The sequence below is a fragment of the Microvirga sp. VF16 genome (assembly GCF_016864375.1).
In the GTDB taxonomy this organism is placed as follows: domain Bacteria; phylum Pseudomonadota; class Alphaproteobacteria; order Rhizobiales; family Beijerinckiaceae; genus Microvirga.
In genome coordinates this window covers 67,116-91,655 of record NZ_CP069356.1, presented here as the reverse complement: position 1 = coordinate 91,655, position 24,540 = coordinate 67,116, and the positions used below count along the sequence as shown (strand labels likewise).

19 protein-coding genes are annotated in these 24,540 nt (G+C 64.8%); 9 read left to right on the top strand and 10 right to left on the bottom strand.

Annotated elements, in window-relative coordinates:
- Positions 1–11: 11 nt before the first annotated feature.
- Complete coding sequence (locus tag JO965_RS32615; RefSeq protein WP_203446193.1) at positions 12–2,201, top strand: tetratricopeptide repeat protein; 2,190 nt, start codon at positions 12–14, stop codon at positions 2,199–2,201.
- Positions 2,202–2,613: 412 nt separating this feature from the next.
- On the opposite strand, the gene JO965_RS32610 is transcribed toward JO965_RS32615, so the two are convergent.
- Positions 2,614–3,417 carry a rhodanese-like domain-containing protein gene (locus tag JO965_RS32610; protein ID WP_246777156.1) on the bottom strand — a complete coding sequence of 268 codons (804 nt, stop codon included), beginning with the start codon at positions 3,415–3,417 and terminating at the stop codon, positions 2,614–2,616.
- A gap of 235 nt (positions 3,418–3,652) precedes the next feature.
- On the opposite strand from JO965_RS32610, the gene JO965_RS32605 reads away from it, so the two are divergent.
- The 6 genes from JO965_RS32605 (at position 3,653) to JO965_RS32580 (ending at position 10,622) form a co-directional block, all read left to right on the top strand.
- Positions 3,653–4,696 (top strand): ABC transporter substrate-binding protein, encoded by a 1,044-nt coding sequence (locus JO965_RS32605; protein WP_203446192.1) that lies wholly within the window; start codon positions 3,653–3,655, stop codon positions 4,694–4,696.
- 117 nt (positions 4,697–4,813) lie between these two features.
- Complete coding sequence (locus JO965_RS32600; protein ID WP_203446191.1) at positions 4,814–6,565, top strand: adenylate/guanylate cyclase domain-containing protein; 1,752 nt, start codon at positions 4,814–4,816, stop codon at positions 6,563–6,565.
- A 73-nt stretch (positions 6,566–6,638) separates the two neighbouring features.
- Complete coding sequence (locus JO965_RS32595) at positions 6,639–7,379, top strand: MBL fold metallo-hydrolase (protein WP_203446190.1); 741 nt, start codon at positions 6,639–6,641, stop codon at positions 7,377–7,379.
- A 3-nt stretch (positions 7,380–7,382) separates the two neighbouring features.
- On the top strand, positions 7,383–8,669 hold the full coding sequence (locus JO965_RS32590) for an MFS transporter (protein WP_203446189.1): 1,287 nt from the start codon (positions 7,383–7,385) through the stop codon (positions 8,667–8,669).
- Between the two features lie 8 nt (positions 8,670–8,677).
- Positions 8,678–9,820 (top strand): cysteine desulfurase family protein, encoded by a 1,143-nt coding sequence (locus tag JO965_RS32585; protein ID WP_203446188.1) that lies wholly within the window; start codon positions 8,678–8,680, stop codon positions 9,818–9,820.
- Positions 9,813–10,622 (top strand): nucleoside phosphorylase, encoded by an 810-nt coding sequence (locus JO965_RS32580; protein ID WP_203446653.1) that lies wholly within the window; start codon positions 9,813–9,815, stop codon positions 10,620–10,622. Before JO965_RS32585 ends, JO965_RS32580 begins: the two co-directional genes overlap by 8 nt.
- Before the next feature lie 157 nt (positions 10,623–10,779).
- On the opposite strand, the gene JO965_RS49005 is transcribed toward JO965_RS32580, so the two are convergent.
- Positions 10,780–10,911 (bottom strand): hypothetical protein, encoded by a 132-nt coding sequence (locus JO965_RS49005; protein WP_256451936.1) that lies wholly within the window; start codon positions 10,909–10,911, stop codon positions 10,780–10,782.
- A 399-nt stretch (positions 10,912–11,310) separates the two neighbouring features.
- Between JO965_RS49005 and JO965_RS32575 the strand changes: the two genes are divergently transcribed.
- Complete coding sequence (locus JO965_RS32575) at positions 11,311–12,891, top strand: alkaline phosphatase (protein ID WP_203446187.1); 1,581 nt, start codon at positions 11,311–11,313, stop codon at positions 12,889–12,891.
- Positions 12,892–13,206: 315 nt separating this feature from the next.
- On the opposite strand, the gene JO965_RS32570 is transcribed toward JO965_RS32575, so the two are convergent.
- From JO965_RS32570 to JO965_RS32555, 4 genes are all read right to left on the bottom strand, one after another.
- A complete protein-coding gene (locus JO965_RS32570) occupies positions 13,207–14,598 on the bottom strand; it encodes a hypothetical protein (RefSeq protein WP_203446186.1) in 1,392 nt (463 codons plus the stop codon).
- 4 nt (positions 14,599–14,602) lie between these two features.
- Positions 14,603–15,586 (bottom strand): DUF6384 family protein, encoded by a 984-nt coding sequence (locus tag JO965_RS32565; RefSeq protein ID WP_246777155.1) that lies wholly within the window; start codon positions 15,584–15,586, stop codon positions 14,603–14,605.
- Positions 15,579–16,757, bottom strand: a complete 1,179-nt coding sequence (locus tag JO965_RS32560; RefSeq protein ID WP_203446185.1) for a cell surface protein — start codon at positions 16,755–16,757, stop codon at positions 15,579–15,581. Before JO965_RS32560 ends, JO965_RS32565 begins: the two co-directional genes overlap by 8 nt.
- Before the next feature lie 214 nt (positions 16,758–16,971).
- A complete protein-coding gene (locus JO965_RS32555; protein ID WP_203446651.1) occupies positions 16,972–17,958 on the bottom strand; it encodes an IS481 family transposase in 987 nt (328 codons plus the stop codon).
- 268 nt (positions 17,959–18,226) lie between these two features.
- On the opposite strand from JO965_RS32555, the gene JO965_RS32550 reads away from it, so the two are divergent.
- Entirely contained in the window at positions 18,227–19,270 is a 1,044-nt protein-coding gene (locus JO965_RS32550) for an IS110 family transposase (protein ID WP_203439317.1), read from the top strand.
- A gap of 480 nt (positions 19,271–19,750) precedes the next feature.
- On the opposite strand, the gene JO965_RS32545 is transcribed toward JO965_RS32550, so the two are convergent.
- From JO965_RS32545 to JO965_RS32530, 4 genes are all read right to left on the bottom strand, one after another.
- Complete coding sequence (locus JO965_RS32545; RefSeq protein ID WP_203443608.1) at positions 19,751–20,776, bottom strand: IS110 family transposase; 1,026 nt, start codon at positions 20,774–20,776, stop codon at positions 19,751–19,753.
- A 273-nt stretch (positions 20,777–21,049) separates the two neighbouring features.
- Positions 21,050–21,880 carry an NAD(P)-dependent oxidoreductase gene (locus JO965_RS32540; RefSeq protein ID WP_203446184.1) on the bottom strand — a complete coding sequence of 277 codons (831 nt, stop codon included), beginning with the start codon at positions 21,878–21,880 and terminating at the stop codon, positions 21,050–21,052.
- Between the two features lie 183 nt (positions 21,881–22,063).
- Positions 22,064–23,617, bottom strand: coding sequence for an alpha-N-arabinofuranosidase (locus JO965_RS32535; RefSeq protein WP_203446183.1), 1,554 nt, complete (start codon positions 23,615–23,617; stop codon positions 22,064–22,066).
- A gap of 68 nt (positions 23,618–23,685) precedes the next feature.
- Positions 23,686–24,534 carry an ABC transporter ATP-binding protein gene (locus JO965_RS32530; protein WP_203446182.1) on the bottom strand — a complete coding sequence of 283 codons (849 nt, stop codon included), beginning with the start codon at positions 24,532–24,534 and terminating at the stop codon, positions 23,686–23,688.
- Positions 24,535–24,540: the final 6 nt, after the last annotated feature.

Below are 24,540 nucleotides of genomic sequence, written 5' to 3'. Positions count from 1 at the left end.
GAGAGACGGCTATGGCGACAGCATGGGTCGAGCGGCGGTTGGCCGCGATCCTGGCGGCGGATGTCGTCGGCTATTCCCACCTCGTCGAGCAGGACGAGGCTGGTACCCTGTCGGCGTTGAAGGACCTGCGGTGTGAGGTCATCGATCCGCTGCTGGCGGCGCACCACGGTCGAATAGTCAAGTTGATGGGCGACGGGGCCATTGCCGAGTTTGGCTCGGTGGTCGACGCTGTGGCCTGCGCGGTCGGCGTGCAGAAGGGCGTAGCGGAGCGGCAGGCCAATGTGCCGGCCGAGCACCGGATCGTGTTTCGCATCGGCATCAATCTCGGCGACGTCGTGGTCGAGGGGGAGGACCTCCTCGGCGATGGCGTCAACGTGGCGGCCCGGCTGGAGCAATTGTGCGAGCCGGGCGGGGTTCTGGTCTCCGGCACGGCTTATGACCAGCTTCAGGGCAAGCTCGACCTGATCCTGGACTTTGTCGGCGAGCAGCGGGTGAAGAACATCAGCCGGCCGGTGCGAACCTATCGTGTCCGGCTGGACGGCTCGCGGCCGAGCTTGCGGCTCCACGCGCGGCGCTTTCGCCGCTGGGTCACCGCAGGGGCGGCCGCACTGGTCTTGCTGGTCATTGGACCCATACTCTGGCTGCGCCCATGGGACCCGCGGCTGGAGCCCGCATCCGTCGAGCGGATGGCACTGCCGCTGCCCGATAAGCCGTCGATCGCGGTCCTGCCGTTCGCAAATCTGAGCGGCGATCCGGAGCAGGAGTACTTCGTCGACGGCATGACCGAGGATCTCATCACCGACCTGTCGAAGGTCGCGGGGCTGTTCGTCGTCGCCCGAAACTCGGTCTTCCCCTTCAAGGGTCGATCCGTGAATGTACGTGAGGTGGCGGAGAAGTTAGGCGTGCGCTACGTGCTGGAAGGCAGCGTGCGCCGGGCCGGTGACCAAGTGCGTGTCAATGCGCAGCTCATCGATGCGACCACGGGCGGGCACCTCTGGGCCGAGCGTCACGACGGCAGTGCCAAGGACATCTTCGCCGTTCAGGACAAGTTCGTCCAGATCATCGTTCAGGCGTTGGCGCTCAACCTCTCGAAGGACGAGCAGGAGGAAATCGGCCGCGGGCAGACGAAGAGCATCGCCGCGCGTGAAGCCTTCCAGCGCGGCTGGGAACGCTATCTCCGCTTCACGCCTGCGGAGAACGCGCGGGCGGCGAGCGAGTTGAAAACCGCGACCGCTCTCGATCCGAACTACGGGAGGGCCTATGCTGCCCTGGCGCTGGTCTATTTCAGGGGCTGTGCGTGGCAGTGGAGCGAGCCGTTGGGCATGACCGCCAGTCAAGCGTCCGAGACGGCAGACCTCTACCTGCGCGAGGCGAAGTCGCGACCGTCATCGCTTGCGAGCGTCGCGGCGGCGCATCTCAACCTGTACGCCGGGCGGCATGATGACGCCTTTGCCGACGCGGCGCGGGCTCTTGCACTCGATCCCAATGATCCCGAAGCCCATCTCGGCATGGCCTGGGCCATGATCACCACCGGCAAGCCGCAAGCCGGCCTGGAATTCATCGAGACCGCCATGCGGCTCAATCCGAATTACCCCAGCCACTACGCCCTGGCCCGGGGCATGGCCCTGTTTGCGAAAGGCGATCTCGACGAGGCCGCGCGTGTCTTCGCAAGGGCTCTCCAGGCTGACCCGCACGCCATCGAACTGGCGCCTCCCCTCGCTGCGACGTACGCACACCTCGGGCGGCGGCGGGAGGCACGCGAACTGCTCTTGATGTGGAAGCCGGGAGCGCGCCAACCGGAGTTGGAGTATTCTCCGGTTTCCTATCGACTTCCGTACAGGTGGTCTGCGGCCGGAGCCGAAACGGGGGAGCGGCTGTTCGACGGCCTCAGCGTTGCCGCGTTGCCGATGGAGGTGACGGTACCGAACCTTGTAACTGCTTTGGGACAGGGCACTGTGTTCGAGCGCGCGTGGGCGGCAAGAACTCTGGGGCAATTTGGGGCCCACGCTGCGGAGGCAGTTCCAGCCTTGATCCGCGTGCTCGCGGATGGGAAACCTGCCGTGCGCTGGCAAGCCATCATTGCTTTGAAGAAAATCGGCCCTGCGGCGCGGACGGCCCTCCCTGCCCTTGCGGCCGTCCAGGATGATGACCTGCTCGGATCCGACGCAAGGGATGCCGTGAAGGAGATCGAGAACAGGTGACCTGTGGCGGCAAGCGCGTCCAAGTCAGGACAGTGAGGACGGCTTCTGTCCTCTCTTCCTCTTCAACTCTCACGTTCCACACGCCACCAGAGAACCCGAAGGGTACCCGGCAAGCCAAATCAGATTTGGTGGCTCTTGCTACCGAATGCCGGAGCCTTGGAGGTCACATTCGTCAGCTTGAGGAATCACCGCACCGGGTCAGGCATCGATATTCCCGGCCCCTCCGGAACGTCTGGTTACGCGAGGAGTGCTGCCCTTGGGCTTACGTCTCAGATGTGCCAATTGCTGACCTTCGCGTAACGAACCAGAGTGAAAGCCACCGCGCAAAGGAAAACATCGTGCGTGAGTATGAGGCCGCGACGACAGAGCCGCAGTAATTGCAACCCGCCGCCTTGCCAGACAATGGTGCATGCTAGTTGTTGGCCAGCTTAAGATCCGTCAGGGCACCCGCGTAGAAGCTGACGTTGTGGAACGCGTTCTTGGCGATTTCCTCCGCCACTTCGCGCGCCTGCGATGGGTTCTCCCCAAAAACCACGATGCGGGTGTTGTGGTCCTCCATCGGAAGCCGCCCGTCATCCTTGGCCTTGGACACCTCGGCCTTGGGCAGATGGTGAGCGCCAGCCAAGGTGCCGGCCTTGAACTCCCCAGCCGGGCGTGCATCGAAGAACACCGCTGTCTTGTCGCCCTCGCGGATGTACCGGATGCCCTCAGGCTCGATTTGCGTCACGCCGTCCAGCGCCCGCCACACCGGAATCCCGAGCTGGTAGCGGCGCGCGTTCGTGTAGCCTGCCGCAACCAGCTCTTCCGCCAGCCGCTTGCTCTTCCCGCAGAATGGCCCATTGCAGTAGAGCACGATCGGGGCATCCTTCCTGTCGCCCAGCACCCGTCCGATCTCCGCAACATCCGACACATACGCCGACATCGCCATGCCGGGCTTGGGCGCGACATTCACCGCTCCCGGGATATGGCTGATCGCAAACTCCAGGTGCGGCCTGGCATCGAAAACGGTGGCACTCTTGTCGGCGAGGATCCGGCGCAGCTCCTCGGTCGAGACCTCCGGCGTCTTGTCGTTCGGCTGGGACAGGGTCGCCTGCATGATGTCGGGCGAGGCCTGGGCGAAGGCAGGCGCTGTCGAGAGCGCAACCATGCCGAGGGTAGAAGCCAAGGCGCCGATCAGGGCAGGCTTGAGGGCTTGGTGAGACCGCAAAGAAGACATCAGGGCACCTCCGTGGCGGACAATCTTACGCCATCCTGGCCGGAAGCCGCCTCGCCCAAAAGGAGGTGAGGCGTTAGCGCGCGGATTGCCAACGCATGTCGCGGGGTCGGTCGCTCTGAGCCTGTTGTTCGTGAGCATGATCGGAAGCAACCGCGCATTGGGGGTTTCGCCGACCGCGCTGCCTATGCGGAGCGTTGGATGAGGCGTACAATCGGGAAAGCATATGGAGGGTGTCATGAAGCGCCAACCCGCCCCGTCGTCCCATGTGCGAGATCCAGGATTCCAGAGTCGCCGCCAGGTGCTCAAGCACGTGGGTGCACTGGCGAGTTTACCGTTCCTTGCCGGATTGGGATCGGCATCCGCACAAGCCTCCGTACCCCGCATCGGCTTCCTGTCCGTTCCCCCGCAAGGGCATTCGCCCGTCTTCGGGGCGTTCCAGGACGGATTGCGCAGCCACGGCTACATTCCCGGACAGAACGTCGTCCTCGAGTGGCGCGGTGCGGAGGGAAAGGACGAGCGACTGCCGCAACTCGCGACCGAGCTGGTCAACTCAGGCGTGAACGTGATCGTGGCCGAGACCTACCCAGCGATCGTTGCCGCCAAGAACGTGACCAATACGGTGCCGATCGTGATGGCCGTCAGCAGCGACCCGATCGAGACCGGGCTGGTGGAGAGCCTGTCGAGGCCCGGCGGCAACATCACCGGGCTGACGACCCTGTCCACCCACTTGAACGGCAAGCGCCTCCAGTTGCTCAAGGAGGCCTACCCCGGCATGTCGCGGCTTGCCCTCGTCTGGGCCTCCCTGGCGGCCCCGGACAAGGCACCAGGGATCAAGGAGGCGCAACGGGTGGCGCGGGAGCTGGGCCTTGAGATCCAGTACTATGAGATCCGGAAGAGCGACGACTGGGAACAGGCGATCCGGGCCGTGGCCAATGCGCCGACGCCGCCCGACTCGGTGTTCCAGCTCTGCGATCCGGTCACCCTCAGCCGGCGCAAGGCACTGGTCGACTTCGCGGCCAAGACCCGTCTGCCGTCCATGTACGAGATGCGGGAGTATGTTGTCGAAGGTGGCTTGATGGCCTACGGCCCGAGCCTCGCGACGATGGGCCGCCGCTCGGCCGACTACGTCGACAGGATCCTCAAGGGAGCCAAGCCGAGGGACCTGCCGGTCGAGCAGCCGACGAAGCTCGAGCTTGCGGTCAACCAAACGACCGCCAAGACGATCGGCCTCGACCTGCCGCCAAGCCTGCTCGCCTGGGTCGACGAGCTGCTCGAGTAGGCGCTCGTGCAGGAGGCGTCGGGCTTGCTCCCCACCGGACCGGATGGCGTCTCATGTCCGCCTGCCGGGCGGATGGCCGGGCGGACGGCCCGCCGGGTCGGCTAAGGGACATGCGCCATGATCAGACGGCGTGTCCGGTTCCGTGGCCTCTTCCGAAAGTACTTCCTCGTGCTGTTCCTGGCCGTGGTCGTTCCCCTTGCCGCCAACGGCGTCAGCGAGGCCTGGTTCGGCTACCGCGACCAGCGCGCCATGCTCACCCAACTGCTCGGACTCGAGGCGCGGTCGGCCGCCGCGAGGATCGAGAACTTCCTCGACGGCATCACCAACCAGCTCGGCTCGCTGGTGCAGCTTCCCTGGGGCGAGGAGCCGGACCCGAAGCGGCAGATCGATGCCGTGCGCCTGCTGCGCCAGGTGCCGGCCATTGTCAGCATCACCCTCGTCGACGGTGCCGGACGGGAGCGGCTGCACGTGTCGCGGATCGGCCTCAGCCGGACCGAGAGCCGGACGGACCGCTCTGGCGATGCGGCGGTCGCCGGAGTCCGCTCGGCCCGCATCTGGTACGGCGAGGTCGGTTACTACCGTGGATCCGAGCCGTACCTGACGCTGGCGCTCTCCGGCAGCCGCCCCCTCGTCGGCGCGGTGGTCGCCGAGGTGAACCTCAAGCTGATCTGGGACGTGATCTCGGCGATCAAGGTCGGGGAGACGGGTTCCGCCTTCGTGCTCGACAGGCCGGGCCGGCTCGTGGCCCATCCCGACATCAGCCTCGTCCTGCGCGGCGCGGACGAGGCGACGCTGGCACCGTTCCAGGCAATCCGGGAGGCCGTCATTCAAGCCGGCGCGGGGATCGCAACGAGCCGGGACGCGCAAGGCACTGCCCTCGCGGCCGCCGCCGCGCCCGTTGCCGGTCCGGACTGGACGGTCGTGGTCGAGCAGCCCCTGTCCGAGGCCTTCGGACCCATCCGTGCGGCGCTGTGGCGGACGGGGGGCCTCCTCCTCGCCGGCATCGCCTTCGCGGGCCTGCTCGCCTTTGCCCTGGCCCGCCGGATGACCGAGCCGATCCGCCTGCTTGAGGAGGGCACCGAGCGTATCGGTGCCGGACAGTTCGATCACCGCATCGGGATCAGGACGGGCGACGAACTCCAGCGGCTGGCCGACAGCTTCAACACCATGGCCACGGAGCTTGCCGTGTCCCAGGAGCGGCAGGAGCGGATCGCCAAGCTCAGGCGGTTCCTGGCGCCGCAGGTGGCCGAACTCGTCGACCGGAAAGGCGATGACGGCGTCCTCGAGGGCCATCGTGCCGAGGTGGTGGCGGTGTTCTGCGACCTGCGGGGCTTCACTGCCTTCTCGGCGAGAGCGGCGCCCGAGGAGGTGATGAGCGTGCTCTCGGAATACTACGAGGCGTTGGGCGAGATCATCACCCACTACGCCGCGACGCTCACGAGCTTCTCGGGCGACGGCCTGATGGTGCTCGTCAACGCCCCCGTTCCCGTCGAGGAGCCTGCCCTCCAGGCAGTCGATCTTGCGGTTGAGATGCAGCGGAGTGTGCAGGAACTGATCGTCGGCTGGCAAGCACGCGGTCACCGGATCGGCTTCGGGGTGGGGCTTGCCATGGGGTCGGCCACGGTCGGGCGGATCGGCTACAGGAGCCGCTTCGACTACACGGCCATCGGCAGTGTCGTGAACCTCGCCGCGCGGCTCTGCGCCTCGGCGGCCGACCGGGAGATCCTCACCGATGAGAATGTTGCGGAGGCCGTGAGAGGCAAGCGCGCCGTGACGCCGCTCGGGCCGCGTGCCCTCAAGGGCTATGACAGGGAGATGCCCGTGTTCGGGATATCCTCCGACGGGCACCCTCCACCGCCGCCAGGTTGAATGAGACGACGGCGTGAAGAAGCCGCGCGCCTGGGGCATATGATTCAGGGGCCTTGAACAAGGAGAGCACCCCATGATCCTCCGTCAGTTCCTGCACCTTGATCCCATCGGGATCTCCTATCTCTTCGGCTGCGGCGGCCACGCGAGCGGGGCCGTGGTCGATCCCGTCGGCGACATCGCACCGTACCTGCGCGCCTCGGAGGAAACCGGGATGCGCATCAAGTTCGTGGTTGACACGCACATCCACGCCGATCACCTCTCCGCTGGACGCCAACTCGCGGAGGCCACGGGAGCGGACTACGTTCTCTCGTCCCGCGCGCAGGTGGCGTTTCCCTTCCGTGCCGTCGAGGACGACGACGTCCTGCCGCTCGGGAACGTGATTGCCACTATCATGCACACGCCGGGGCATACCCCCGAGCACCTGTGCCTGCTCGTCACCGACCGCACCCGCGCCGACGAGCCCTGGTTCGTGCTGACCGGGCACACGCTGATGGTGGGCGATCTCGGCCGGACGGAGCTCGCCTCGAGCGCCGAGCAGGGCGCGAGCGACCTGTTCCGGAGCATCCAGCGGCTCGGAGACCTGCCCGATTACATGGAGGTGCTGCCGGGCGCCTATGCGGGCTCGGTCTGCGGCCGCCGCCTGAGCGGCAAGCCCAGTTCGACCATCGGCTTCGAGAAGCGGCACAACGCGGCCTTCCGCATCGCCGACGAGGCCGAGTTCGTCCGCTTCATGACAGCGGAGATCCCGCCCGCACCACCGGAGGCCGCCCGGCTGCGGGCCCTCAACGCCGGCGCGACCGCCGCGGCGGCCTGAGCCATGGCCGATACGATGGCTGCCGGCGCAGTCCCCTCCGTCCGGCTCGGGCTCAGGGAGAACTGGCGGCAGTTCTCCCTGCTGCTCCTGGTGAACGCCTTTGTCGGCGGCATGGTAGGGCTGGAGCGCACGGTGGTGCCGCTCATCGGCTCTGAGGAGTTCAGGCTCGCCTCCACCACGGTGATCGCCTCGTTCATCGCCAGCTTCGGCATCTCCAAGGCGATCACCAACCTGATCTCCGGCCAACTCGCGGACGGCTGGGGCCGCAAGCGGAGCCTGGTGCTCGGCTGGGTCATTGGCCTGCCGGTGCCGTTCCTCATCATCTGGGCGCCGACATGGGGCTGGATCATCGCCGCCAACGTGCTGCTGGGCATCAGCCAGGGCCTCACCTGGTCGATGGCGGTGATCATGAAGATCGACCTCGTCGGACCAAAGTCCCGCGGGCTGGCGGTCGGCCTTAACGAGTGCGCCGGGTACCTGATGGTCGGCATCACTGCATTCCTCACGGGCTGGATCGCTTCGGTCTCTGGTGCGCTGCGCCCGGACCCGTTCTATCTCGGCATCGGCTATGCGGTCCTCGGCCTCGGTCTCTCCGCGCTCGTCGTGCGCGACACGGGCGAGCATGTCCGGCTTGAGGCTGCCGGGCACGCGAAGGTCGAGCCCATTGGGTTCCGGGAGGCCTTCGTGCTGACCTCATTCCGTGACCGCAACCTGTTCGCGGCCTGCCAGGCCGGGCTGGTCAACAACCTCAACGACGGCATGAGCTGGGCGATCTTTCCGCTGTTCTTCGTCGCCCGCGGCCTCGGCGTCGAACCCATCGGCGTGCTGAAGGCCGTCTATCCGGGAGTCTGGGGCGTCTTGCAGGTCGTCACGGGGCCGCTCAGCGACCGGATCGGCCGCAAGGGACTGATCGTGGCCGGCATGTGGCTCCAGGCCGTCGCACTCGTCATGGTTCCCCTGCTGGGCGGGTTCGGCTGGTGGCTTGTTGCCAGCATCCTGCTCGGGATCGGCACGGCTATGGTCTACCCGACCCTGCTGGCGGCGATCTCGGACGTGGCGCACCCGACCTGGCGGGCACGCTCGCTCAGCATCTATCGGTTCTGGCGCGACCTGGGCTACGCCGTGGGGGCCCTGCTCGCAGGCGTGATCGGCGACGCCTTCGGCCTGCCCTGGGCCATCGGCGGCATCGGCGTGCTCACCTTCCTCTCCGGAGCGGTGGTCGCCGTCGCGATGCGGGAGAGCGGCAAGCATCCGAACCCGGTTCCCTCATCCGAAGACCGGAAGGCCTGAGGTCTCCCATGACGAACATCTATCTCGACTACAACGCCAGCACGCCGATCGACCCGGCGGTCGCCGCGGCCATGCGCCCGTTCCTGGACGAGGCCTTCGGCAATCCGTCGAGCGGGCATTGGGCGAGCACGCCCGCGAAGGCCGCCCTGGAGGATGCCCGCGGCCAGGTCGCGGAGCTTCTCGGCTGTGCGCCCGACGAGATCGTCTTCACCAGCGGCGGCAGCGAGGCCAACAACCTCGCGCTCAAGGGCACGTTTTTCTCCCTCAGGGACAAGGGCGATCACATCATCACCAGCGTTGCCGAGCATCCCGCCGTCCTTGCCCCCTGCCGCTTCCTGGAGCGGCTGGGCGCGAGGGTCACCTACCTGCCGGTCGACGGGACGGGCCGGGTCGATCCCGAGGCCGTGCGCCGGGCCATCACGCCCCGCACCGTCCTGATCAGCATCATGCACGCCAACAACGAGGTCGGGACGATCCAGCCGACCGAGGAGATCGGCGCGATCGCGCGCGAGCACGGCATCCGCTTCCACACGGACGCGGCGCAGTCGGTCGGCAAGATCCCGACCGGGGTCGATTCCCTCGGGGTGGACCTGCTCTCGATCGCCGGACACAAGCTCTATGCCCCCAAGGGTATCGGCGCCCTGTACGTCCGCCGCGGGGTCGAGCTCGAGCCGCTGATCCACGGCGCCGCGCACGAACGGGGGCGCAGGGCCGGCACCGAGAGTGCCCTGCTCGCCGTCGGCCTCGGCACGGCCTGCTCCCTGGCCATGGACCTGGAACCCATGGCTCGCGTCCGTGCACTGCGGGACCGTTTCTGGCAGGCGCTGCGGGAGGACTTCGGCGACGACATCGTGCTGAACGGGCATCCCGAGCACCGTCTTCCCAATACCCTCAACGTCTCCTTCGTCGGCGTGATCGGGGCCGAGATCCTCGCGGGTCTCGAAGGCGTGGCGGGCTCGACGGGCTCGGCCTGCCACGCGGGACGCGTGGAGCTGTCGCCCGTGCTCGCGGCCATGGGCGTGCCGGAACGGGTCGGCATGGGTGCCGTTCGCTTCAGCCTCAGGCGGAGCACGACGGATGCCGACATCGATGCCGTCGTCGGTCGGCTTCGTTCCCGCCATGGTGCAGACGCCGGGTGGCGACATGGGTGAGAAGGACCGCAGCCCCCTGCCACCGATCCTGCGGGACAAGCACCACGACGCGCCATCGGCGTTCACGCCGGATAGCCTCCTGCGTGAGGCCCGCCGCCAGAAGAACATCCCGGACATCGCCGTGCCGGAGGTCTGCATCCTCGATCCGGACGGGGACATCGTCCGCCATCTCCGCGCCACTGGCCGCGCCCGGCGGGCCGAGGGCTGGGCCTGCTATCACAGCGAGATGGATTGCTTCGAGCAGTCGGGCCGGAAGTACGGCATCGTCGGCTGCGCCGTGGGCGCCTCCTACGCCGTGCTCGTGGCGGAGCAGATGTTCGCCTCCGGCTGCCGTCTCCTGGTCAGCATCACCTCGTCCGGCCAGATCACGGCCCTGCGTCCGCCGCCCTACTTCATCCTGATCGAGCGGGCGCTCCGGGATGAGGGCACCAGCTACCACTACCTGCCCGCGTCCGCTTACGCCGACGCCAACCCGACCTTGATCGCGACCGTCGACGAGGCGCTGTCCGGCGTCGGTGAGCCGGTGGAACGCGGGGCGACCTGGACGACCGATGCGCCTTATCGGGAGACGGAAGAGGCCATCGAGGCCGCGCGTGCGCAGGGCATCCTGGCCGTCGAGATGGAAGCAGCGGCGCTCTACGCCTTCTCCCGGGCGCGGGGCAAGCCGGTGCTGTGCTTCGCGCACGTCACGAACCAGATGGGCCAGGAGGGCGACTTCGAGAAGGGCGAGGCGAATGGGGCCACGGCTTCGCTGGCCCTCGTTCATGCCGTCGCCGATGCTTGGCTTCCTTCGCGGAGATGACGTAACCCAGCTCGATCTTCTTGCGAAGGTCCGGAGTGGGTCAAGGTCGGTAGTACCGGAGGCCTGAACGAAGGTCCGCTCACCCCAGCAGTGCGGAAGTACGGCTAAGGTCAGGCCCGTGCCATTAGCCGACATTGCCCATGATCGAGGATCGTGATCATGCCTCCACGAGCTTGTTGCGGATCACATATCGGATCAGCGCAGCGGTCGTGTTGACGTTGAGCTTGCGCATCACGGTGGCGCGATGGGTCTCGACGGAGGCGATGCGGCGCGCCTTCAGCCTGGCCAACAACGAGGTCCTTCACTGCCTCGTCGGCATCGGGATGCCGGGGAAGAGCAGGAGCGCCACCGGAGCCGGATCCCGATCCCGGTCTCCTTCAGGTGTGGCAGCCGAATGACTGACCTCCCGGAACTATCGCCGACCGGTTTGGCGAGCGGAACGGGACGCGCCATCAAGCCCGAGTGGTTGCGGGCACCCATCGCAGGACCAGGACGAGCGGGACGCTCGTCGCCGCGTCAGACCGTCAGCGTGGCGACCAGCGGGCCGGGCGGCCGAGGGCGTCGACATCCGTCCGCCAACGCGGGAGGGCGCTATGCGTTATCATCAACCGTCCACCCAACTGCCGCCGCTTTGTAACACTAGCCTCCTAACGTCCGCGCATTCGTTCCCGAGCCAAGGCCCTCATCCATGACGCGCACGACTCGTCCTCTCCTCAGCCGGCGCCATTTCCTGGCCGCCAGCGGTGCCGCCGGTCTCGCTACGCTCTCCAACAGCGCTTTTCCCAGTCTCAGCCGTGCCGCCAGCCGCCCGGTCATCACCCATGGCCTGCAATCGGGCGACGTGTCGACGAATTCGGGCGTCGTCTGGGTGCGGGTCGACCGACCGGCCCGGGTGTTTTTCGACATTGCGACCAGCGACTCGTTCAAGACCGTTCACAGATCGGTCTTCGTTGACGCGTTGCCGGAGAGTGACTTCACGGCGAAGGCCCTGGTTGAGGACCTGCCATCCGGCCAAGACATCTTCTACCGGGTGCGCCCGCAGGACCTGGTCGACGTCAACGGCACCGGCGAGCCGATGGTCGGGCGCTTTCGCACCACCCCCGCAGATCGCCGCGACATCAGCTTCGTCTGGTCGGGCGACACTGCGGGCCAGGGCTGGGGCATCGACGAGAGCCGCGGCGGCATGAAGATCTACGAGACCATGCTGCGGCACCGCCCGGATTTCTTCATCCATTCGGGGGATACGATCTATGCCGACGGCCCCATCGCGGCCGAGGTGAAGCTGCCCGACGGCGGCGTGTGGAAGAACGTCGTTCTCGAAGAGAAGGCGAAGGTCGCCGAAACGCTGGCCGAATTCCGCGCGAACTACAAATATAACCTCCTCGACCAGCACCTGCGCGCCTTCAACGCGGCCGTCCCAATGCTGGCGCAATGGGATGATCACGAGGTGATCAACAACTGGTCGCCCTCGAAATCACTCGCCGAGGACAACCGCTACACGGTGAAGCAGGTGCCGCTGCTGGCCGCGCGGGCGGCCCGCGCCTTCCACGAATATATGCCGATCGCGGCGACACCGCAGGAGGCGGCGCGCGTCTACCGTAAGGTCGCCTATGGGCCCTCGCTTGACATCTTCTTTCTCGACATGCGCAGCTACCGGGGACCGAACACCGACAACATGCAGGCCGAGGAGGGACCCGAGACGGTGTTCCTTGGTGCCGAGCAACTCGCCTGGCTCAAGCGCGCGCTGATGAACTCGCGCGCCACCTGGAAGGTGATCGCGGCCGACATGCCGCTGGGGCTCATCGTGTGGAACGATGCTGCGAACAAGCGGGGCTCGGAGGCGATCGCCCAGGGCAACGGCCCAGCGCTCGGCCGCGAGCTCGAAATTGCCGATCTCCTCTCCTTCATCAAGCGTGCCGGCGTCAAGAACGTCGTTTGGCTCACGGCAGACGTCCATTACACGGCCGCGCATTACTATGACCCGAGCCGTGCGCAGTTCCAGGATTTCGAGCCGTTCTGGGAGTTTGTGTCCGGTCCGCTGCATGCGGGCACCTTCGGCCCGGGCGATCTCGACGACACCTTCGGACCGCAACTGAAATACGTGAAGGCCCCCGCGCCAGGGCAGGGCCAGAATCTCCCGCCCTCCATGGGCTTGCAGTTCTTTGGCCACGTGCACATCGACGGGAAGACCGATCAGATGACGGTGACGCTGAAGGATGTGGCCGACGCAGACCTCTGGAAGGTCACGCTCGATCCCGTACGGACGTAAGCGCGTCGGAGGACAGGTACGTTCCGTTGCCGTTGAGGCTGACACACTTTGGTGCCACGAGTTGCCCAAGGCAGAGTCCTTGAGCGGTACGGCATTCGGTCGCAAAAAACACCAGATTTGATCCGGTCCGTCTGATAGTCGAGGCCAGTCCCTTCCTTATGGAAAGGGCTGAATTGCATCCAAAAGCGGACCTTCGATTTACTTCCCGAGTGAGCCAGAAGCGGCCATTCGAGATGAAGCCTGCCTTCTGGATTGATTCCGCTAAGGGGAACTGGGTCGCGCACTGGGTTGTCTGCATCCACCCGTCACATCCGATCAGAATGACCCGCCTGTCCTGAAGTCCCCACCACCAAAAGACCCGCCGGTCCCGAACCCGTCCGGGGGCGGAATCGGCAATCCGCCGCCAAAGCCAGAATCCCATGGGCTCGGCCCATGGTGGAAGCCGCCGCGCAGAACCTGGCCCAGGATCGCACCGCCAATCGCACCCGTGAGAACGCCACCCAGTACGTTGCCAAGGGCGGCCTCGTTGCCAAAGGTCCCATAAGGGGTGTCGTAGCCTTGGTGCCGAAGCTCCTCCCATTCGTGCTCAATCATGGCGCGGCGCTGGGCAATCTCCTTGCGCCGCTGATGAGCATCCACTGCTTTGCGCAGCGCCTGGTTGATCATGTCGTCCGTCGCCTGGATCCGCCGGACGATCTCCTCGTCGCGCGGGGTCGGCGTGCGCAGCGCCTCCTGGTAGAGCTGGTCGAGGTTTTCGCGCTGATCGGCGGCAGCCAGGACCTCGACGGCCTCACGGTACGGAGCGTCCCCCTCGAGGACCGAGGCGTCATAGGTGCGGTCCAACGTGGCCAGCGCCTCCCGGGCCGCGGCGAGTCTGCCGTCGGCGTCTGCTACACCATCTCGCGCCTTTGCCGCCTTGGCCTCGGCGGCTTCGATGGCAGCGTCCACGAGCGCCTTGCGTTCCAGGGCCGTTAGCCTGTCTCGCGCCTCCCGCAGTTCACCGATGAGCCGGCGGGCATGCTCGCGCAGCCGCTCGGGAATCTCGTTCAGCAGGGCGTAATTGGCCCGCGCCTTGTCATAGCCGACGACGCGCGCCACCAGGCGGTCCATGGTGCGGGTGAAGGGATTGGCCCTGTAGGCGGCGCTGCCGAACTTCCGCTTCCACAGGTACATGAACAAGGGGTCTTCCTCATAAGGACGGCGCTTCTCGTCCCGGTCGGCTTCAGCCTGCACAGCCTTCTTCTCCGCCTGCTGTGCTTGTCCGGTGAGCTCACCGACCCGAGCCCGGGCCGTGACCCAATCGGCATTGGTGCTGACCTGGGCCTCGACATTCTTGCGGATCGTCTCGACATCGGCCAAGGCTCGCTCCAGGGCGTCCACTGCGGTTTGCCGACCTGCCTCTGCCTGGCGCACACGCTCTTCTGCCTGCCGGCGCCGCTCGGTCAATTGCCGTAGCGCCTCCTGGCGGCTGTTGAGCACGCCGAGCGCTTGGCGCTCGGCGGCGTCCAGGTTCCCGACGACCTTTTCCTGCGTGATCGCGTTTAGCCTCAGCCGCGCCAGCTCGCGGAAGCGTTCCGTGCGTTCAATCCGCAGGCGACCGATCTCCTCGGTCGCGATGGCATAGGCTCGCTCGCACTGCGCCTCCTGCTGGCGAGCCTTCTCGACGAACTGCTCGATCTGCGCGAGTGCCTGCCGTCCCGATACCATCGCCTTACCATTGTGTGATCGCGCCGCCGAGGACCGGCATCAGGTAGTTCACGTCGAGCTGGCCTCGGCGTTTCTCGCCGAGGCGGTTGCGCTGCACGATGCCATCGTCATTCTTGTCCCGCTGCACCTGCATGGCCATAGCCTCATCAACGCGCACGCCCCACTTCGATGTCGTCACGGTCCGGCCATCCTCCTCGCTGGTCACCGACAAACTGAGAATGCGTCCGTCCGGAGTAACCGCCTCCACGATCAGGTAGTAGTTCCGGCCAGCGGGATTGCGCTGCGGCACCCGCCAGACACCCGTCGGCTCGCCCGGGCGCGAGACGATGCGCAGGATATACTCGCGCCGCAATTCCGCGCGCAGCACCTCCAGGTCATTGATCGCCTGCCGGGCGCCCTCGGCGTCCTTCCGTTCGATGGCGGCCTTGCCGTCCGCGAGGATCCGGCCGGCCCGTTCCCGTGCTGCCGGCACCTGCGCCTCGCGCAGCACGTCCTCGTGTCCCTGCTCCAGGGCGGCCGGCAGCCTCTCGGCGAGTTCGATCCGGTTGCGCTCGGCCAGGGCTTGCTCCTGCGCCGCCCGCTGCCGGGCCGGTTCGACCACACCGAAGTGATAGGCGCCCCAGCCGAGGCCGAGGAGCGCCGCGAGAGCCAAGAGGGTCCGGCCGAAGCGTCCGCGGTTGACCCAGGCCCGCGCCACCGTGCGCGCGAAGCTGGGACCGGGCGGGGTGTAGACGAAGCGCTGCTCCTTGAGGGCCTGCACGCCCTCTTGCAGGATCCGGTCGGGCACCTCGATGCCTTGCCCGCGGTAAATCTCGCGCAGCCGTTGCAGAAGCTGGGCATCGCGGACCTCCTCGCCGAGTTCGCGGCTGACGAGGTTCTCCTGGTGGCGGAGCGTGTCCACCACATCCATCGCGAGCATCACCTCATCGAGGCTCTGAGCTGGCCTGTCAGGCGGGCTCGCGGGCAGTGGTGAGGCCATCTCAGCCATTGGCCGGCAGGGCCTGTCCTTCCGCCACGAGGCGAGCGATACGTCGCTTGCCGTCCTCGACCGCGTCGCGGATCTCGGCCGAGTTCTGCGTCGCGAGCCGGCGCATCTCGCCGATGATCTCCTGAGAGCGCTCCTGGAACGTGATCACCGAGTCCACGAGCTTCCTGACCGCATCGGCCCGGATCGTCGGGCCGTAGCCGGCCTTCACGGCCGCCTCACCGACCTGGTTGCCGATCTCGGCCAGCACCTCCAGGCTGCGCGAGACGCCTTCCTTCATCTCGTTCAGGGTCTGGGTCGACTCATTCAGGCCGAACATGCCGGTGAACGACGCCTTCAGCGCCGTGAACACGGAATCGTTGGTGGAGAAGAAGGTCACAGCCTGAGCATAGACGCGCTCCTTGGCGTTGGTCATCTGCATCAGACGGGCCATGATCACCTCGGAGGTGTTGTAGCTGACGGTCAGGTTGTCGGAGAGATCCTTGGCGATCTGGTAGCGCTTCTCCTCATCCTGCGTGCGACGGAGCTGCTCGTCGCGGGCGAGCTCCAGCCGGGCCCGTTCGGCCACCTCCGTGCCCTTGAAGTTGGCGACCGCGTCGGACGCCCTTTGCAGATCCGCCTTGGCCGCCTCCAGCTTCTGCTCCGCGGTCCGGAGCACCTCCAAGGCCATGACCTCGGCATGCTTGAGGGCACCACGGAAGTCGCGGTAGGCATCGAGAATGATCTGCTCACGCTCAATCTGATCCTTCGTTGAGCGTGTCACATCGAGGTAGACCTCCTTGATCTCATCGAACCGGTCCGCAACATCGCCGCGGGAGAGCTTCATCCAGACATTGTTGATCCGTTCGAAGAGGTCGATCTTCTGGTCCTCGAGTTGGTCGACCATCTTCTTCGTGTCGTCGCGGATGGAGTTGAAGGCTTCGGTGATCTGGCGGTAGCGCTCACCGATCTCCATCGCCTGCGTCTGCTCGCGGACGACCTCATTGAACACGCTGGTCTGACCCAGGGTGCGGGCGATGATCACGATCCGGTCCTGATCCAGGTCTGAGATCTTCTCCAAGAGGCCGTTGATGGGAGCGTCCATGGCTTGAGGAGGGACGATACCGAGGTCCCGCAATGCTTGCGTGGCCCGGTCGAGATACTGCATGGGGCTTTTTACGACGATGTCAGACATGGCGCCTCTTCCGATCACGCGCAGCGTTTCGGACGTCCACGGGAACGGAAAGGCTGCGCTTGGCCTGTTGCGGTGGTGAAAGCACAGCGGGCTAATGTCCGATGTGAGTGAGGGTTCCCCACATGGTTCGTCCGGGAAGGCCTCTTCTGGGTCAGGCTCAGAAGATCCCTGCCCTTCAGGAGGTCCTATGTTCCCGCCTGAGCGGACATTCGACTTACTTGTCTGGATGCGAGACCTCCTTGGCGTGAGCGACGACCTGGAGGGCTTGAGGCAAAGCGTGTGGATCGGGTGGCTTCGCGCGCCGATTGGCCAGCTTCGGCTCAGCGACCAAGCGGCTTCGCACGACCTCGTCCGGTGATCGCCCCTTGAGCACGCGCTGGCGTCTTCTGTTGTAGGCTTGGTTGAAGCCCTTGAGCAGCGTCTCCAGATCCCCATGGCTGTAGATCGTGATGCCGAGCACTTCACGCTGCACCCGTCCATTGAAGCGCTCGGCGAGACCATTCGTCTGCGGCGTATACGGCTTGGTCCTGCGATGCTCCACCTTCAACTGGTGGCAGGCGTCCTCGAAGCCATCAGCGGTAAAGCACGAGCCACGGTCGGTGAGCACGTGGGTGACCTTGAAGGGAAACGCGCGGATCGCTTCTTTGAGGAAGGCAATCGCGCTTATGGCCAGCTCGTCGTCTTTGACGGCCAGGTGCACCCAGCGCGAGCAGCGGTCGATGGCGACATAGAGGAAGCGTTTGCGGCTCTCGCCATTGGCGGTTCTCAGCTTGGGCAGGTGTTTGATGTCCATGTGCACGAAGCCGAGATCGTAGTCCTTGAAGGTGCCGCTCCGGCGCTGGCGCTGCTGCGCCGGTGGCAGGCGGCCTAAGCCTTCAGCCTTGAGGATGCGGTAGACCGCATCACGGTTGAGATGCGGCAGGAAATGCGTGACCACGAAGGTCAGATCGTCGAGCGGAAAGCCGGTGGCCTGCCTCAGGGCGCAGACGATGGCGCGTTCCTCCTCGGTGGCCCTCCAGGGCAGCTTGTGCGGCCGGCTGCTGTGGTCCTGACAGTCTTTGGGGCCGCGCTTGCGCCATTTGCGGACCGTCTCGGTGCTCACACTGAAGCGCTGGGCCAGCACGCCCGTCGGCTCGGATGAGCGGGCAATCTCCTGGCGGACGGCTGGAGTGGTGCGGGCTTGCGGATGAAGGGAGTGCATCATGTCCTCCTGCGATGAGGAGCTCGGCGCCGCAGGCCGTCAAAGCGCCAAGCATACTCCTCAATCGCGCAACGCACTTGGTCCCAACAACGTTCCGCCACCAGACACTTACTTCCGGGATGTGCCATGTGTGGACGGCTCCCTGTTGGCAAGGGATTTATTAAACGCTTCTGCAAGGCTGGTCGATGCTGTTGGAGTGGACGGCCCCCTTACGGCATCGCTGTGCCAGAATGAGGTCGTTGCAGATCTCAGTCACAGGAGACCGTCCATGGACCAGATTATCCGCATCGGAATGGATACGTCAAAGCACGTCTTCCAACTGCACGGCGTGAATGCCGCCGAGGAGCCGGTGCTGCGCAAGAAGCTGCGGCGCCAGGATCTGATCACCTTCTTTGGCAAGCTTCCGCCCACCGTAGTTGCCCTTGAAGCCTGTGGGGGCTCGCACCATTGGGCGCGCCTTCTGCAGTCGTTAGGGCACCAGGTGAAGCTGATCGCGCCGCAATTGGCCAAGCCGTACGTCAAGCGTGGCAAGAACGATGCGGCTGATGCCGAGGCGATCTGCGAGGCGATGAGCCGGCCCACCATGCGCTTCGTGCCGGTCAAAACAGCCGACCAGCAGGCGGCCTTGATGCTGGTGGGCGTGCGCGATCGCTTGATCCGGCAGCGCACCCAGCTGGTCAACGTGATCCGCGGCTATGCGGCGGAGTTCGGGCTCATTGCCCCTAAGGGGCTGTGCCGGATCGAGCCTCTGCTGGAGCGGGTCAAAACCGAGGAGACCTTGCCGGCTCTCGCCCGGGAGCTGTTTGCGATGCAGGCCACGGAGTATGCGCAGCTGCAGGCCCGATTGGAGGAGATTGAAGATCGCCTCATGGCTTGGCACCGCGCCCATGAGATCAGCCGACGCTTGGCCAGGATTCCTGGGGTGGGTCCGATCGGCGCTGCGATGTTGGTGATGAAGACGCCTGCACCCGAGGCCTTTCGCTCGGCCCGCCACTTTGCCGCCTGGCTTGGCTTGACCCCGAAGGATCATTCCACCGCCGGCAAGGTGCGGCATGGGGTGATCACGCGGGCCGGTGACGAGGCCCTGCGCAGCGTGCTGGTGGTCGGGGCGACTGCTGTCATCCGGCAGTTGCGGCGCGGCCAGAGTGCGCCGCCTTCGCCGTGGCTGGTGGCGTTGCTCCAGCGCAAGCCGCCCAAGCTGGTTGCCGTGGCGCTGGCCAACAAGATCGCCCGCATTGCCTGGAAGCTGATGGTGACAGGGGAGAGCTACAAAGCCCCAGCGTCAGTATCGGCAGCGGCGTGCGCTGTGTAGAGATCAGCCCGACATGAGAACCCTTCAAGCGCTCTCGTGTTGAGCTGGTGTCGGACCTTGCAAGGAAGCGAGCAGATGGTGTGATCGATCGATCCAGACGGTGAGACACTCCGCACATGACTGTGGTCTGGCGAGGCCGCGGTGCTGTTGGGAACTCACAGAGCGGACGCCATCTTGGCCAGCGGTCATGTGTGACTGCAATGAAAGGCCGGACATATGACCGCAAGCGATCCGATCAAACCATGCCGAAATCTTCTTGCGAGGCGGGGGCCGTCCACATAGGCCATGTGTTCGACCTGTTGATGCGGTGCTTATGACCGCTGGCCATAATGCCCTCCGCGAAGGGGTCCCGACCAAAAGCTCGCATTCCAAGATGCTCTGGCACGAGTGGGGTGTCCCGCTTCCCGGTTCGACCGGATCCTGCATTAACGTCTGTTCGCCCTTTCCAACCTCGTGATCGCCGGAGCCTTCCGACGATGATTATGCCGCTTGTACAACAGGCTCCCGATAGTGCTCGCCCTTGGCCATGATCGCCCACACCATCCGGGCCATCTTGTTGGCCAGGGCCACCGCCGCTACCTTCGTGGCCCGCCGCGCCAGCAGTTGCACGATCCACGGCCGCTTCGTCCCGTGCCGCTGGGCAAAGCGGATCACTGCGAGTGCGCCCACCGTCAGCAGGGAGCGCAGGTAGCGGTTGCCCTGTTTGGTCACGCCGCCGAGCCGCTCCTTGCCGCCGCTGGAGTTCTGCTTCGGCACCAAGCCGATCCAGGCCGCCAGATTGCGCCCGGATGAGAAGGCCTTCGGGTTGGGAACATGGGCCACGAGAGCTGATGCGAGCAGCGGACCCACACCGGGGATCTCGGCCAACCGGCGGCTGACTTCGTTGGCGCGGTGGCAGGCGGTGATCCGTCGGTCCATCTCCAGGATCTGGCGCTTGAGCAGCACCAGTTGCTCGGCCAAGGCCAGGATGCAGGCCCGGGCCAGCTCCGGGATGCGCTCATCTTCGTTGCTGACCATGAGCAGCAACTCATCAACACCTTCCCGGCCGATCTTCGCCACCACGCCGAACTCCGCCAGGTGTGCTCGGATCGCATTGGTGAGCATGGTCCTCTGCCGCACCTGCATCAGCCGCACCCGGTGCAGCATCAGGGTGCTTTGCTGCTCGCACGTCTTCGTCTCGACAAAGCGCATGGTGGGCCGGGTGACTGCCTCGCAGATCGCCTCGGCATCGGCCATGTCGTTCTTCTGTCGTTTTACATACGGTTTGACATAAGCCGGCGGCATGAGCTTCACCTCATGACCGAGGCTCTGCAACTCCCGTGACCAGTGATGGGCGCTCGCACAGGCCTCGATGCCGATCAGACAGGGTGGCAGGGAAGCAAAGAACTTGAGCACCTGCCCTCGCCTGACCTGGCGTCGGATGATCACGACCCCTTCGGCATCGATGCCATGCACCTGGAAGACGGACTTGGCGATGTCCAGACCAATGGTAGTGACCGTGCTCATGGGCTGCTCCTGTTCGCTGGCTGCTGACAACAGCCATGCTACCTCACCGCTGGGTGGGAGCCGTCCACAGCATCAAAAGGAGACCTTCCGGATACAAGGAGAGTTTCGCGGACCGCCATTTTACAAGAAGTCTCTGCTCGGGCCTTGCACTAAGCTGTTTGCCGTGAGGTGAGGATATATTCGTTTATTCCTCGGCAAGGTCGCTCCGGCTTGTCCTTCCGGGTCGGCAATATCCGGAAGGTATTAGCTCCCGAAGCGGTCCGTCATCTCACGTTACCGACTCATTAACCGAGCGACATCGGTAGCGAAACGGGTCTCGGAGTCGTCCTGTGGCTGATAGCCGATCACGCGACGGGCATTGGCGATGCTCCAGAACGTGCGAGCGTTGTTGGAGACCCCGTAGAAGATATGAAACGGCACACCATACTCGTCATCGATCTGAAGTGTCTCAATGGATTTACAGAAGAGCTGCTGCAAATCACGTTCACTGATATAGCCAGCGAGTTCGCGCACATAGCGATGGCGGGGCAGATCGGCAAACTTGCTGGCGTCGATCTCGCGGGGAACAACAATCCGCAATTGGATTACCTCCAGCTTCCGTCCTAGGCTGCCACAGGCATACAGAAACCCGAGCGACTCGTAAGCGGCCTTGGCCCAGCCATAGAAGTTGTCCGGCCGCGGGTAATCCTCCGGGCTGACGCGATCGCGCAGACCGGCAAAGTACGGTTGCTCGTACCATTTCGCCGCCTGATTGGTGCTGGCGGCCACCACCCGTCGGACATCATGGTCCAATGCCGTCTGGTAGACCCGTTGCATCATGTCAATGTTGCGGCATTCAGCGTCGTACTGGCTTTGCGGATCAGATGCGTCCGGTCGATGGTAGGCGGAATGGACTACCACATCCACGCCGGTGAAGATCGCCTGAAGATCAGCTGAACTCGCCGAGAGCAGATCGAGCACCTCGACACCCTCAACCGCCTGTCCAGCTCTGGTCTCCTGGCGAGTGTCGATGAGCCTCAGGTCGTACCGCTCGCGGAAGGCTGGGAGCAGCTGACCCGCAATGTATCCGGTTGCACCGGTTAGCAGCACTCGTAGCTTTGCCATGGCCTACCTCCTTCACATCTCTTGCTGCGCTTCGATGATCACGTACCAGAAACGCCCTTCCCCTCGCTCACGACAAGCGCCCGAAGACGGCAAAGCGCCAGGAAGGGTGTAACCCTTCCTGGCAGCAAAATCCTGAGCTTGGATTGTCGGGCAGCCTTTCTGTGGCTGGCTTTGTTCATGCGCTCACTGCTTCTGAACTTCCAGTCGGATGACGTTCCACGAGGCTGGCGCGAGCTTGGCCCGCACCTGTTCCCCCCAAACTTCGACACCCTCCAAGGGAGCGGGCTTGATTGTATCTGGTGCCTCCTTCGTGTTTACGGCCATCAAGTCGTCGTTGCGCAATTGGTGCGCCTCTTTGACCGTAAGACCCTCGAAGCCACGCACGACGGCCTCCATCGACAGACTCGCATCCAGGCTTCGGTTGAGCGCAAAGATGGTGATGCAATCCTCACTGTTGTTGTGAACCACAGACAGCTTGAGATAGGGCACTTCAGAGAGCGGGAACCGCAGATCGGATGTGCCACGTGGATCGTAGTACGTCGTCTCGTAAGCAGGCGAGTCCACCTTCGTTTGCAGCACCGTCCCGCGGCCCAGCGTACTCATATCCTTAAACGGGTAAAAAATCGTCTGCCGCCAGGCGGGACCGCCGGTCTCGGTCATGATGGGCGCGATGGCGTTCACCAGTTGCGCCAAGCAGGCCGATTTCACCCGGTCCGCATGGTTGAGCAGCGATATGCAGGCTCCGCCAAAGGCAAGTGCATCCTGCATGTTGTAGATCTCCTCAAGGATCTTGGGCGCGACCGGCCAACCGAGCTTCACCCGGCCTTCATTCTTGCGCCGGGTCCGGTACCAGACGTTCCATTCGTCGAAACTCAGCATGATGCGCTTAGACGAGCGGCGACGGGCGGACACCGCGTCCGCAATGGCGACAACTTCTTCGATGAAGCTGTCCATCAAATCCGGGCTCGCGAGGAAGGCTGGCGTATCATCAGCATAGTTGTTCAGGTAGGTGTGTAGGGAGATGTACTCGACGTGGTCGAACGAATGCTCAAGCACCGTGTCCTCCCAGGTGCCGAAGCTCGGCATGTTACGTGAGGAGGAGCCGCAGGCCGCGAGTTCGATGGTCGGATCGATCCATTTCATGAGCTTTGCGGCCTCGGAGGCGATGCGCCCGTATTCCCAGGCTGTCTTGGTCTCCATCTGCCATGGGCCGTCCATCTCGTTGCCGAGGCACCAGAACTTCACGTTGTGCGGCTTATCCCATCCATGAGCGCGGCGCAGATCCGACAGCTCCGTCCCACCCGGGAAATTGCAGTATTCCAGCAGGCGCCGGGCATCGTCGGGGCCGCGTGTACCGAGGTTGACAGCCATCATGGGCTCTACGCCGGCTGCCTGACACCAATCCATGAACTCGTTGGTGCCGAACGTGTTCGGCTCGGTCGACATCCACGCGAGATCGAGCCGGCGCGGACGGTTCTCCACAGGACCGACGCCGTCCTCCCAGTTATATCCGGAGACGAAGTTTCCGCCTGGGTAACGGATGATCGTGGGTCCGAGTTCACGGACGAGTTCAAGCACGTCCCGCCGGAATCCCCGTTCGTCGGCACTTGGATGCCCCGGCTCGTAAAGGCCGCCGTAGACGCATCGTCCCAGGTGCTCGACGAAGGCGCCGAAGAGGCGCGGATCCGTTTCCGCGATGGAGAAATCGCGGTCAATGGTGACTTTGGCTTCTTTCATGGGGGAGGCTCCGATCATTGAAGTGCGGTCTCGGTTTGCTTGAACCATTGGTAGGAATGAGGACTGGATCAGGTGGCGGTCGCTGGCATGCCGCCCGTGAAGCTGTTGTCCCGCCAAGCGTCATCGACCGACAGCACCGCTTGGCGAAGCTTGATGGAATAAGGATGCTGCGGCGCGGCCAGCACAGTCCGGGCGTCGCCGCCCTCGACCACCCTGCCCTTCTGCATGATGATCAGGCGGTCGCTGATGTAATAGGCAGTCGCCAGATCGTGCGTGATGTAGATGATCGAGACGCCGAATTCATCGCGGAGCTTTTTGAACAGGTTAATGACCGTCATGCGCAGCGACGCGTCGATCATCGAAACCGGCTCATCGGCGACGATAAGCGATGGGTTGGACACGAGCGCGCGGGCGATCGCCACGCGCTGGAGTTGGCCGCCCGACATTTCATGCGGATAGCGTCCTCGCACCTCGGCGAGCGATAGGCCGACCTTGTGCAAAGCCTCGTCCGCCCGCTCTGCCGCCTTCTCGGACGTCCGGCATTCGGTGAAGCGCTGGGCCGCGCTGAACAGGTAGCGGTCGACGCGCTTTAAGGGGTTGAACGCATCGAACGGGTTCTGGAAGATGGCCTGCACATGGCTCATGAATTCGAGCTGGGCGCGGCGACTGCGGATCTCACGCAGATCCTTTCCCCGGAAGCGGATTTGACCGCTCGTGGGGGCCAGGCTGTTCAGGATCATGCCCGCGAGAGTGGTCTTCCCGCTGCCCGACTCGCCGATGATGGTGAACACCTCGGGCTTGTCCGCCGCGAGGGAGAAGCTGACATCGTTCACGGCATGATTGACTCGCCGCGATACGAAACCGCCTCTCGTGAAGGCCTTGTTGACGTGTTCGACCTCAAGAAGGTTCGGCCTCATGCGCTC